The following is an 11,334-nucleotide window of genomic DNA, read 5'->3' as shown; positions in this document are numbered from 1 at the left end:
GCTCCACCCCCCTTCTTTACAAAATCGTCAGCCCAATGGCGCCTTCCGGCTCCGGATCAGCCCATTGCCCGCCTGCCCGCTGCCCCATCCCCCGAAAAGGGCCTACCCATTACGAATTCGAAGTGTATTGCCTCAGACTATAGCCAATATATTTCGATAATGTAATGAATTGCCAGCCGCTTCACCCCTGCGCCTCCAGAGAGACATGCATAGAATCTAATAATTCCAGGTAATTAGCAAATACACCCCTGGCGCCTTGAAACTTGGCACGCCGGCTGCTTAGGCCATGGCAAGCCGACGCACCAGGGCCGCCCTGGCCGGCACCGGTGGCCGTGACCGGCAGCGGCCCAGAAACCTTCAGGAGGCACACAGTCATGAAGAAGATCGAAGCAATCATCAAGCCCTTCAAGCTGGACGCCCTCAAGGACGCCCTCCATGTCGCCGGGGTCCAAGGGATGACCGTCTCGGAGGTGAAGGGCTTCGGCCGGCAGAAGGGTCACACCGAGATTTACCGGGGGGCCGAGTACGTGGTGGACTTCATCCCCAAGGTCAAGGTGGAGGTGGTGGTGGACGACGCCCTGGTGGATGGGGTGGTCGCCACCATCATCGAAACCGTGAAGACCGGCAAGGTGGGAGATGGCAAGATCTTCGTTCTGCCGGTGGAGTCGGTCTGCCGCATCCGTACCGGTGAACGGGACAGCCAAGCCCTCTAGCCAGCCCGGCCCCGGGCGCATCCATCCCCAATCCCTCTTCCCGCAACAAGGAGACCGACCATGAAAACCCTGATTCTCCTGGCGCTGATGCTGGCGCCGCCAGTTCTGGGCTGGGCCGAGGAGCCCGCAGCCCCCACCGTCACCGGCAACGCCGAGGCCATCGCCGGCGTCCAGACCCACCTTGACTATGTCTGGACCCTGGTGGCCGCAGCCCTGGTCTTCTTCATGCAGGCCGGCTTCGCCCTGGTGGAGGCCGGCTTCACCCGCCAGAAGAACACCGTCAACATCATGATGAAAAACCTGCTCGACTTTGCCGTCGGCTCCCTGGTGTACTGGGCGGTCGGCTTCGGCCTCATGTTCGGGGCCACCACCAGCGGCTGGTTCGGTACCACCGGCTTCTTCCTGTCCGACTTCGTGCCGGGAGGCGACCCCTGGGTGCTGGCCTTCTGGATGTTCCAGGTGGTGTTCGCCGCCACCTCCGCCACCATCGTCTCCGGCGCCATGGCCGAGCGGACCAGGTTCACGGCCTACCTCCTCTATTCCGTCGTCATCAGCGCCCTCATCTACCCGGTCTTCGGTGCCTGGGCCTGGGGTGGGCTCTTCAATGGCAAGGGCTGGCTGGAGTCCCTGGGCTTCATCGACTTCGCCGGCTCGACCGTCGTCCATTCCATCGGCGGCTGGGCGGCCCTGGCCGGCGCCATCGCCCTTGGACCGCGCCTCGGCAAGTTCGGCAAGGACGGCAAGCCCAAGGCCATCCCCGGCCACAACATCCCCCTGGCTGCCCTGGGGGTCTTCATCCTCTGGCTGGGCTGGTTCGGCTTCAACCCCGGCTCCACCACCGCCGGCAACAAGGATATTGCCATGATCTTCGTCAACACCAACCTGGCGGGTGCCGCCGGCACGGTGCTGGCCATGCTCACCTCCTGGATCATCTTCAAGAAGCCGGATATCGGCATGAGCCTCAACGGCGCCCTGGCCGGCCTGGTGGGCATCACCGCCGGCTGCGCCAACGTCAGCCCGACCAGCTCGATCCTGATCGGCGCCATCGCCGGCATCCTGGTGGTGCTGTCGGTCCTCTTCTTCGATCGCATCCATGTGGACGACCCGGTGGGCGCGGTCTCGGTGCACGGCGTCTGCGGCGCCTGGGGCACCCTGGCCGCCGGCCTCTTCAACCTGGAAGGCGCCTCCGCCAGCGTCATCGGGGTCCAGGCCCTGGGCATCGGCGCGGCCTTTGTCTGGTCCTTTGGCCTGGCCTTCATCCTCTTCAAGATCATCGCCCTGACCATGGGCCTGCGGGTCAGCGAGGAGGAGGAGATGGAGGGCCTCGACATCGGCGAGCATGGCGCCCACGCCTACCACGACTTCGTCACCAAGTAGCCCGTCACGAGCCGTCTCCGGCTGGCGCCGGCCACCGGCCCATCCGGAGCCTTGAAATCCTCATCACCCAGGAAGCGAAGGAGATCCCATGCGCACCACAAGCCGCACCGCAACCGTCCTCGTCCTGGCCGCCATGGCGGCCGCTCCTCTCCTCACCCCAGCCAGCGCATTCGCCGAAGAGGAGCCGGAGAAGCCCTCCGCCACCCTGGCGGTGAGCGCCCTGTCCCAGTATGTCTGGCGGGGCTGGATCTTCAGCCGCCACAGCGTGGTCGTCCAGCCCTCCCTCACCGTGGGCTACAAGGGCTTTGGCATGAACCTCTGGGGCAACATGGACACCGACCGCTACGACTCGGACCCCACCACACCGGATCCCCAGGACAACGCCAGCGACTGGAACGAGACCGACCTCACCCTCTCCTACGACGGCTCCTACGGCATGCTCAACTACGGGGTCGGCTACATCTACTACGGCCTCGACATCGTCAGTTCCGACGACACCCAGGAGCTCTATGTGAAGCTGGGCCTGGACACCCTCTTGTCCCCGACGCTGACCATCTACCGGGACATCGATCTGATTCCAGGCTGGTATGTCACCCTGGGGGTGTCCCACTCCTTCCCCTTGACCGACACCATCTCCCTGGACCTGGGCGCCCGGGCCGGCTATTACAACTCCGACGACGACGCCTTCACCAAGGTGAACAGCACCGACGAGTTCTCCTGCCTCCATGACGGTGTGCTTTCCGCCGCCCTCACCATCCCGGTGGGCGAGATCTTCACCGTATCGCCCCAGGTGGCCTGGTCCTTTGCCCTGAGCAACACCGCCTCCGATCGCCTGGAGGCGGACAACCTGACCAACTTCCAGGACGACGAGAGCTCCATCGTTTACGGTGGCGTGACCGTGAGCATGGCCTTCTGAGACAGCCGGCCTTTCCCGGGCCGCTATCGGCCCGGGAATGGCCGGCCGAAGACAAGATGCTGTTGCCGGAGGAGACCCATGAACAAGCGAGCTTGCGTCTTCCAGCATACCCCCTGGGAGGGGCCGGGCCGGAACCTCCTGGCCGGCTGCCAGCGCCACGGCCTGAGGCTCGAGATCGTGCGGGTGTGGCAGGAGCGGATTCCGGACCTCACCCCCTACGCCGCCCTCATCGTTCTCGGCGGCAGCCCCAACGTGGACGAGGAGGATCGCTACCCCTTCCTGCGGCCGGAAAAGGAGGCCATCGCCCGATCCCTGGCCGACGACCGGCCCTATCTCGGCTTCTGCCTGGGCCACCAGCTCCTGGCCGACGCCCTGGGCGCCCGGGTGGGCAAGAACTTCACCCCCAGCCTGGGATTCATCACCGGCCACGTCACCGAGGCCGGGCGCGAGCATCCGGCGCTCGCCCATCTCGACCACCGGTTTCCCCTTTTCAAGTGGCACGGCCAGACCGTTCTGGAGCCCCTGCCCCACAACCTGACCGTGCTCATGACCTCCGCCGAGTGTCAGGTGGAGGCCATCGGGGTGGCCGGTCGCCCCCACCTGCTCGGCCTGCAATTCGACAACCACGCCGGCAGCCCCGAGGAGGTGGCCGGCTTCCTGGCCAGCGACCGGTCCTGGTTCGAGGCCATGGTGGCCGGCAAAGACCTGGCGCCCGAGCGCATTCTGGCCGATGCCCGCCAGCATCAGGACATCATTGCCGGCCAGTTCCATCGCTTCTTCGACAACTTCGTGACCCTGGCCGGCATCGCCCCCGCCGGCGCCCGGAAACGGACGGCCTGACCCGCCCTCTCCCCCTCCGCGTTTTCCCTTGACCCGTTGCCGTACGGGATGCTGGACTGACTTACGCCAGTCCCGCAGGCCACCCGGGAGGCAGGAGAAACGGCAAGGGAAAGGAGGGGGGAGAGCGTGAAGCGACAGGCCATCGAGGACGCCCTGGGGGACGAGATCAAACAGGACATCGCCGAGCGCTACTTCGGCTTCCGGAAGCTCATCGAGGAGGAGGAGGGGGATTTCCAGCGCAAGGTGCAGCAGTACACCTTCATCCTGGAAAAGCGGATCAGCTTCGACTTGGTGCGCCTCTACATCCTGCTCAAGGACGAGGGCCTCATCCACGCCTTCCTGGCGCTGTGCGGCATCGACCAGGAGCTCTACTACGACCCCTATCTCACCGAGTCACCCACCATCCGCGCCCGGGTCTTCGAGGGCCTGCACATGGGCGGGCTCACCCGCTTCCGCCGCTTCCGCAACCTGGTCTTCGAGTGCTACGATCGGCTGGAGGGCCATGTCCGGCTCTACCGGGAGAAGCTCCAGGAGCTGGAGCTGGATCTGGCCGCCATCAACGCCGACATCAGCCAGTTTTCCCGCCAGAACGACCTGTCCGCCATCCTCGGCTTCTTCCATTCCCTGGGCGACTCGGCCTTGCGGGACGGCCTGGAAGGGGGCCTGGAGCCCAACATTGCCGGCGAGCTGGCCGCCAGGCTCGAGCTGCGGCCCTTGCCACCCGTGAGCCACTACTTGACGGTCCTGCCGCCGATCCCCCCCCTGGACAGCATCCGCCAGCAGCTGCACCGCCTGGCGAGCCAGGCCTTCCTGGGCCACACCGGCGAGGAGATCGCCTTTTTCACCAGCCGCAAGCCACCGGTGTCCCGGCCGGGGCAGACCGAGGGCACCGGCCAAGGATCGTGACCGCCGCCGGGCGTACGACCATCCCGGCCTCAGCTGCCCCGCAGCCCTTCCCGGTGCTTCGCCGGCCGCTCCCGCCGCAAAAGCTGGCGGATCGCCTCGGCGGAGCGGTCCTCGGCCCAGAGGCGGTCGGCCATGGCCGCCACCAGCATGTCGTACTGCTGGCGCAAGGGGGTGGACATCTTGTAGTGCATCTCGTGGGTGAGCTCGCCCCAGGCGTCCTGGAGCTTGGTGCGGATCTGCACCTCGGCGCGCAGATGGTCCGCCACCAGCTGGTGGCGGCCATCCTTCTCGGCCACCCGGTCGTAAGGCACCCGAACCAGAAGATGGATGGCCCGGTAGCCGGAGGGCTTGGGCTGCCGGTTGTAGTCGTCCACCGAGTCGGGGACCACCAAGAGGTTCTGGCTCTCCTGGGCGAAGCGGAGCATGCCGTAGCAGTCGTCCAGAAACCAGCAGACCACCCGGGCCGCCACCAGGTCCTGAACCACCTCGGAGGGCAGATAGAACTGGGGCCAGCCCTGCCGCTCCAGCTTGGCCAGAAAGCTGCCCAGGGTCTTGGTGCGGCTGATGACCAGTACCGCATCCCGGGGCAGGCCATGCTCCAGGGTGTAGGCCAGGGCCAGTTGGCCCAGCCGGATGTGCAGGAGCTGGCGGATGGCCTCCAGCTCCTGGCCATAGCGACCGAAGAACCGGACCGCCCGCTGCCGCAGCTGATCCGGGGAGAGCTGCCCGTCAGCCATGGCTCATCCTCTCTGGTGCCAGGCCGCAGGCCTCAGCCATCCGCCCGGCCGAGCCGCAGGAGCACCAGCTCTCCATCCCGCGCGAAAGGCTGCGCCACACCGTTCAGCAGCACCGTCTCCGCCGCCGGGGCGTGGACCGCCAGCAGGCTCGGCGCCTCGTCCCCGGGTTGGCAGCTGACCGCCACCGCGCCGGGCTCGTAGTCCACCTCCACCGTGGCCGAGCCCCCCAGGGCCTGGACCACCGGGGTCCAACGGCCCGCCTCGCCCTGGAGGGCGAGGTAGCTGCCCTGGCGCAGGAGCAGCCGGGCCAACTGGCCGTCTTGGCGCCGCAGCACCACTTGGCGGCCGTCGGAGGCGGCGCTGGGAAAGGACCAGCTGGCAGAGCCGTTGGCCAGAAAGATGAGATCCAGGTCTGCCCCATCCTGAACCGCGATCCGCCGGGCCGCGCCGCTGGCCGCCTGGCCCACCAGGGGCAGATCCTCATCGGCCCGGCCGGGGAAGAGCACCGTGGTGAAGCGCGCCGTGGTGGCCTCCTCGGCCGGCCGCAGCCGGGCGCGGTGCCAGGGGCCCGGCACCCCCTGGGGGTACTGCCAGTTGTGCGGGCCGCGGCCATGATCCACCTCCAGCCGGAAAGCCCGCGGCGCGGCGATCCAGGTGGCAAGACGGCCGAGCCCCATCCGGCTCACCAGCCAGCGTTCCTGGAGCTGGAAGCCATCGCCCAGGTTGCGCAGCACCAGCTCGTAGCGATGGGGCTGGTCGGCCTCCAGGCGGTCGGTCATCACCACCAGGTTTGGCTTGATGAAAAGCAGGGAGCGATCGAAGCGGGTCAACCCCAGATGATCGGGGTAGGCGTTGGCTGCCTGGCCGAGACAGTAGTCGAAGCCGGGCAGCGAAGTCAGCTGGGCGATGGCGCCGTCGCTGGCCAAAAGCTCCGGCTCGTTGCTCCGGAGCCACAGCCAGCCCTCCCCGACTTGACCCTGGCCATCGACAATGACCGTGTTGTGATCCCGGCTCCATTTCGGCATCTGGTAGCCGGGATCCAGGGCCAGGGGCAGACCCTGGCTGTAGAGCATGATGGAGTTCTGATCAGGATGGTTGTGGCCGAAGCCCACCGCCTGGGTATCGCCGGTGCGCCGGGCGGTCTCGAAGCGGAAGCGACCGCCCGGGGCGCCGCTCTTGAAGGCCAGATAGGTGGCGTCCGGCTCCCAGCCGGAGCGCATCACCGCCACCCCCCAGTCCGGGAACAGGGTGGAGGTGGGCAGGTCATCCGGCGGCTGCGGGGCCACGGTTGGATCGAAGGCAAGGAATTCCAGGGGCGCGTGGGTGGCCCGGGTCTCGCTGGTGGCGATGGTCGGCCTGGCCAGCCATTGCCGGGCCAGCCACTCGGCGTGGCCATCCCGGTACTCGGCGGCCAGTCCCCGGATCAGGGCCAGGGAGCCCTGGAAGGGGTAGTAGCTGTCGGCGATGTTGAGGACGAATTCCGGGTTGGGCAGGGTGACGTAGAGGTGCCAGCGAGCCAGCTGCCGCAGCCAGGGATGGTCAAAGCGGTCCGGATGACCATTCTGGCGCAGGGCCTGCAGCAGGAGCACCAGCCGCCGGGCGCCGTAGTCCGCGTAATGGATGCCCTCGTGATGGCTGCCGTCCCCCACCCCGGCCAGGTCAGCCAGAACGGCGTCGGTGTTGTTCTGGGCCGCCAGGAGCCAGCCGTGGTCCTGGCCGGTGACCGCCGGCAAGAGGAGGCCAGCCAGCCCCAAGGCGGCGTGGTTCACCCAGTTGTGGTTGGAGCCCAGGGCCGGCCCCCACCACCCGGAGCGGGCCGCTGCCAGCAGGCGGTCCGCCTGGAGGGTCAGCTTGGCCAGCACCAGGCGCCGCTCCGCCGGGGTGAAGGCCTCCCAGGCCCAGTCCAGGCCAAGGCTGACCCCGGTCACCAGATGAGCCGCCGGCAGATCGTTGTCCACCTTGTTGGCCAAGCCCCAGTGGGGATAGCTGCACACCCCGAGGATCCAGGATTTGGCCAGGAGGCCGTAACGGGCATCGCCGGTGAGACGGAAGGCAAAGGCGAAGGGCAGGATCTTGTTGCCGGCAGCCATGATGGCCTGGTTGGAGGCCGGGGCGCCGGGCGGCACCTGGCCCAGGTGCTGGTCGGCGAAGCCCTGAATGGCCTGCCAGATCTCGCTATGGGTGGTGGCAGCGGCGGCCCGCAGGCGGGGCAGCTCCTGGGCCGCAAAGAGCAGAAACGGATGCTCGACGGCCGAAACCGTCCGGGGGGTGAGGAGAAGGACGAAGACAAGGAAGGCGAAGATACCCGCTTTCCCCGGTGCGACACAGGATGAGGAGGTCTGGCCAGGACAGGGCATAGGACATCTGGGACCGACAGGACTCATGAAAAGCGGCTCCGGGTGCGTACGATCGGATGAGGTCCTCTTCATCCTATTCCACCTCCGCGGCGGCGAGCCGCTCGAACAAAGCCAGGGCCTCGTCCACCACCTCGTCCATGTTCAGGTAGCGGTACTGGGCCAGGCGGCCGATGAAATGGACCCCGGTCGGCCGGGCCGCGGCCAGATACTGCTCCAGCAGCGCCTGGCTCTCCGGCCGGGGGACGGGATAGTACGGCTCGCCGTCGGCCTCCGGGTACTCCCGGACAATGGTGGTCTTGGGGTGGCGCTGGCCGGTGACGTGCTTGATCTCGACGATACGGGTGAAGTCATAGTCTACCGGATAGTTCACCTGGGAGACCGGCTGAAAGACCTCCTGATCCAGGGTTTCGTGCTCGAAGCGCAAGGACCGGTATGGCAGCCGGCCGTAGCAGTGGTCGAAGAAGGCGTCGATGGGGCCGGTGTAGATGAGCTTGCCGAAGGGAATCGCCTGCCGGATCTCGTGCCAGTCGGTCTTGAGGAGAAGGTGGATCTTCGGGTGGGCGAGCAGGCGGGCGAACAGGCGGTGGTAGCCGTCTTTCGGCATGGCCTGGTAGCGGTCGGTGAAGTAGCGGTCGTCCCGGTTGAAGCGCACCGGGATGCGGGCGCACACCGACGGGTCCAGCTCCCGGGGCGACAGCCCCCACTGCTTGACGGTATAGGCCTCGTAGATCTTCTCGTAGAGGTCCCGGCCGACCTTGGCCAGGATCACCTCCTCGGAGTTGGCCGGCTGCGGGATCGTTGCCCGGGTGCGGGCGAAGAAGGCCTGGCACGCCTCGCTGTCCCAGGAGGAGCCGTACAGCTCATTCACGGTATCGAGGTTGATGGGCAGCGGCACCAGGCGGCCGTCCACCATCACCCGGATCCGGTAGTAGACGTAGTGCCAGTCGGTGAACTGGGACAGATAGGCGAAGACGTGCCGGCGGTTGGTGCGGAAGTAGTGTGGCCCGTACTTGTGGACCAGGATGCCAGCCTCGTCGTAGTAGTCGAAGCAGTTGCCGCCGATGTGGTCGCGCCGCTCCACGACCAGCACCCGCCGGCCGGCCTGGGAGGCCAGCCGCTCGGCGAGAACACAGCCGGCCAGCCCCGCGCCCACGATGCAGTAGTCGAACATGCCTGGCGGTCCTCAAATGCCCTTCGGTACGCGCCGCGCATGGGCTATAATGCGCGCGGCGCAGCCCTGTATTCCCCTTGGCGGAGCCCACGGACGACAGGTCCTATGGGACGCATGACCTGCAGCCATCCCCGTTTTCGGAGCCTTCGTCCCATGGACGATAGGCTGCGCGTCCTCCAGCCCTCCCCTTCTCCGGAGCCTTCATCCCATGGATTATACCATCGGCATCCTGACCTGGAATTCGCATGCCCTCATCGGCCCCCTCTTGGACTCCATCGCCGCGCACCGCGGCACCCGGCCCGGCGAGACCATCGTGGTGGACAACGGCTCGACGGACGGCACCGTTGGGCTCATCGAGGGCCGCTACCCCTGGGTGCGGCTGGTGAAAAACCCCGCGAACCGCGGGGTGGCGCCAGCCCGCAACCAGATCCTGCGCATGGCCCAGGGCCGCTACGTCCTCATCCTCGATGTGGACACCCTGGTCCTGCCGGGCGCGGTGGACACCCTCATCGAGGTCATGGACCAGCATCCGGAGGCCGCCATCGGCGGTCCCAAGCTGCTCTACCGGGATCGCCGGCTGCAGCTCTCCTGCCGGCCCTTCCCCTCGCCCTTGAACATCCTCATCGAGGGCACCTTTTTGCGGGACTACTTCCCCAACAGCCGCCTCGTCAAGGACTACACCATGGAGGAGTGGGACCACGCCTCCCTGCGGCCGGTGGACTGGATGTACGGCGCCTGCCTCATCATCCGCCGGGACGCCCTGGCCAGGATCGGCCTCTTCGACGAGGGCTACTTCTACCTCTATGAGGACATGGACTTGTGCCTGGCCGCCTGGCGCCAGGGCTTTTCTGTCCTCTACATCCCCCAGGCCGAGATCATCCACTTCCTGGAGCGGGAGAGGCGCTCGGTGCTGTCCCGGACCCTTCTCATCCACCTCCGCTCCATCCTGCGCTTCCTGGCCAAGTACTACCTGGGCGGCCGGCTGCGGCGCCCCCTCGGCCGACAGACCTGAGCCTCGCCCTGCCTCAGGGAGGCGGCGGGTGCAGGGGGATGAGCCCCTGCCGCTGGAAGGGGAAGCGCTCGTCCCACAGGCCGCCGGCATCCACCTGCACCGAGCCGGAGATCCGGTAGCGGACCTCCTGGCCGGCGGCCGGCAGGGCCTGCAAGGTGGCAAAGAGGTCCCAGTAGGCGCTGGACAGGCGCAGTTCGGTGGTGCCGGTCTCCCCGCCCGCCACGGTGACCGGCAGGCGGGAGCGGCCCTCGGCCACGATCTCGTCCGCCAGCTCCAGCTGGTAGCGGACCTCGGTGATGGTCAGGGGCTCCGGGTTCGGGTTGTAGAAGCGGAGCTGGGCGGTGAGGTTGATGTGGCTCAAGGTGACGTCTTCCACCGCCAGGCTCAGGAGATTGACCTGGGGCGGCTCGAGCCGCAGGCTGGCGCAGCCTGCCAGGAGGGCCAGCGCCAGGAGGAATGGCCACCGGGGGCGGCGCCGGGGGCGGCCGAGCTGGCCGGTCATGACCGGGAGCTCACCGAAAAGACCAGGGTGGGCATTGTCAGGGCTCCCGGCTGGCGAGGGGCAGGATGGCCACCCGCCGCTCGCCGCTGATCTGGACCGCCAGTCGCAGCTCCAGGACCGAGACCGCCTCCTGGGCGGTGCCGGGGAAGAACAGGAAGCCGTGGGCCAGGTCGCCCTTCTGGACCGCCCTGTTCTCCAAAGCCCGGTTGGCCAGGTCGTGGCGCACCTTTTCGCCGTGGCTGGCATAGCTGGCACCGCCCCCGGCCAGGGCACCGGCGGCGGCGCCGATCACCGCCCCCTTCCCCGCCGCCTCGCCCGCATTCTCGCCGGTGACGATCCCGACCGCAAAACCGGCCAGAGCCCCGGCCGCGCCCAGCAGCACCGCCGGCTTCAGCGTGCCCTTGGCGGTCTCTCCGATCTCCACGTGCCGTTTGGCTCGCTCGTAAGCCTGGGTGGATGACAACAAGGGCCAGGCCTGGCCCTGGGCATCCACCAGAAAGGTCTGGGCCGGATCCACCACGGTAGCCCCCGGCCCCTGGTTGTCGATCACCACCTGCACGGGCAGCAGCCCGGCCTCCCGGACCGTGAAGCCGAAGGCCGCCGCCGCGGCTTCCGGCTCCAGATAGGCCCGGGCCAGGAGGCGCACCCCGTCGAGATTGACGTGCTCGGTCCGGGCGGCCGGCAGGGGCACCGGCGCCACCCGCTCCCCATGGGTGGCGCAGCCGGAGCCGGCCAGGATGATGATCAGAAGGAGCACGGTGCCAGCACGGCGCAGCGGTTCGCTCATGGCATTCCTCGTGGGC

11 protein-coding genes are annotated in these 11,334 nt (G+C 67.6%); 6 read left to right on the top strand and 5 right to left on the bottom strand.

All coding sequences use genetic code 11. The features are described from left to right. Positions 1-374: 374 nt before the first annotated feature. From AB1634_07930 to AB1634_07910, 5 genes are all read left to right on the top strand, one after another. A complete protein-coding gene (locus tag AB1634_07930) occupies positions 375-713 on the top strand; it encodes a P-II family nitrogen regulator (protein ID MEW6219448.1) in 339 nt (112 codons plus the stop codon). A gap of 60 nt (positions 714-773) precedes the next feature. After that, complete coding sequence (locus AB1634_07925; protein MEW6219447.1) at positions 774-2,090, top strand: ammonium transporter; 1,317 nt, start codon at positions 774-776, stop codon at positions 2,088-2,090. A gap of 88 nt (positions 2,091-2,178) precedes the next feature. Beyond that, a complete protein-coding gene (locus AB1634_07920) occupies positions 2,179-3,006 on the top strand; it encodes a hypothetical protein (GenBank protein MEW6219446.1) in 828 nt (275 codons plus the stop codon). A gap of 78 nt (positions 3,007-3,084) precedes the next feature. Then, positions 3,085-3,846, top strand: coding sequence for a type 1 glutamine amidotransferase (locus AB1634_07915; protein MEW6219445.1), 762 nt, complete (start codon positions 3,085-3,087; stop codon positions 3,844-3,846). Between the two features lie 126 nt (positions 3,847-3,972). After that, positions 3,973-4,752 carry a hypothetical protein gene (locus AB1634_07910; GenBank protein MEW6219444.1) on the top strand — a complete coding sequence of 260 codons (780 nt, stop codon included), beginning with the start codon at positions 3,973-3,975 and terminating at the stop codon, positions 4,750-4,752. 29 nt (positions 4,753-4,781) lie between these two features. Here the strand turns inward: AB1634_07910 and AB1634_07905 are convergent, their stop codons facing one another. The 3 genes from AB1634_07905 to glf form a co-directional block, all read right to left on the bottom strand. Continuing rightward, entirely contained in the window at positions 4,782-5,489 is a 708-nt protein-coding gene (locus AB1634_07905) for a GTP pyrophosphokinase (GenBank protein ID MEW6219443.1), read from the bottom strand. Positions 5,490-5,521: 32 nt separating this feature from the next. Beyond that, positions 5,522-7,846, bottom strand: a complete 2,325-nt coding sequence (locus AB1634_07900; GenBank protein MEW6219442.1) for a heparinase II/III family protein — start codon at positions 7,844-7,846, stop codon at positions 5,522-5,524. A 73-nt stretch (positions 7,847-7,919) separates the two neighbouring features. Further along, on the bottom strand, positions 7,920-9,017 hold the full coding sequence (gene glf / locus AB1634_07895) for a UDP-galactopyranose mutase (protein MEW6219441.1): 1,098 nt from the start codon (positions 9,015-9,017) through the stop codon (positions 7,920-7,922). Positions 9,018-9,225: 208 nt separating this feature from the next. On the opposite strand from glf, the gene AB1634_07890 reads away from it, so the two are divergent. Further along, entirely contained in the window at positions 9,226-10,029 is an 804-nt protein-coding gene (locus AB1634_07890; GenBank protein MEW6219440.1) for a glycosyltransferase family 2 protein, read from the top strand. Between the two features lie 13 nt (positions 10,030-10,042). Here the strand turns inward: AB1634_07890 and AB1634_07885 are convergent, their stop codons facing one another. Together AB1634_07885 and AB1634_07880 are read right to left on the bottom strand one after the other, a co-directional pair. Continuing rightward, positions 10,043-10,531 (bottom strand): LEA type 2 family protein, encoded by a 489-nt coding sequence (locus AB1634_07885; GenBank protein ID MEW6219439.1) that lies wholly within the window; start codon positions 10,529-10,531, stop codon positions 10,043-10,045. Positions 10,532-10,568: 37 nt separating this feature from the next. Continuing rightward, the gene (locus AB1634_07880) at positions 10,569-11,318 is read right to left on the bottom strand and encodes a hypothetical protein (GenBank protein MEW6219438.1); all 750 of its coding nucleotides are present in this window, start codon (positions 11,316-11,318) and stop codon (positions 10,569-10,571) included. Between the last annotated feature and the right edge of the window lie 16 nt (positions 11,319-11,334).

The organism is Thermodesulfobacteriota bacterium, assembly GCA_040755095.1.
Taxonomy (GTDB): Bacteria; Desulfobacterota; Desulfobulbia; order Desulfobulbales; family JBFMBH01; genus JBFMBH01.
Note: the sequence above shows the minus strand (reverse complement) of the source record. Positions and strands in the feature narration are given on the sequence as shown.

Excerpts from the sequence above, each read along its gene's own strand:
- AB1634_07880 (MEW6219438.1), bottom strand. The coding sequence starts at position 11,318 with ATGAGCGAACCGCTGCGCCGTGCTGGCACCGTGCTCCTTCTGATCATC.
- AB1634_07890 (MEW6219440.1), top strand. The coding sequence starts at position 9,226 with ATGGATTATACCATCGGCATCCTGACCTGGAATTCGCATGCCCTCATC.
- AB1634_07915 (MEW6219445.1), top strand. The coding sequence starts at position 3,085 with ATGAACAAGCGAGCTTGCGTCTTCCAGCATACCCCCTGGGAGGGGCCG.
- AB1634_07930 (MEW6219448.1), top strand. The coding sequence starts at position 375 with ATGAAGAAGATCGAAGCAATCATCAAGCCCTTCAAGCTGGACGCCCTC.
- glf (MEW6219441.1), bottom strand. The coding sequence starts at position 9,017 with ATGTTCGACTACTGCATCGTGGGCGCGGGGCTGGCCGGCTGTGTTCTC.
- AB1634_07925 (MEW6219447.1), top strand. The coding sequence starts at position 774 with ATGAAAACCCTGATTCTCCTGGCGCTGATGCTGGCGCCGCCAGTTCTG.
- AB1634_07920 (MEW6219446.1), top strand. The coding sequence starts at position 2,179 with ATGCGCACCACAAGCCGCACCGCAACCGTCCTCGTCCTGGCCGCCATG.
- AB1634_07885 (MEW6219439.1), bottom strand. The coding sequence starts at position 10,531 with ATGACCGGCCAGCTCGGCCGCCCCCGGCGCCGCCCCCGGTGGCCATTC.
- AB1634_07900 (MEW6219442.1), bottom strand. The coding sequence starts at position 7,846 with ATGCCCTGTCCTGGCCAGACCTCCTCATCCTGTGTCGCACCGGGGAAA.
- AB1634_07905 (MEW6219443.1), bottom strand. The coding sequence starts at position 5,489 with ATGGCTGACGGGCAGCTCTCCCCGGATCAGCTGCGGCAGCGGGCGGTC.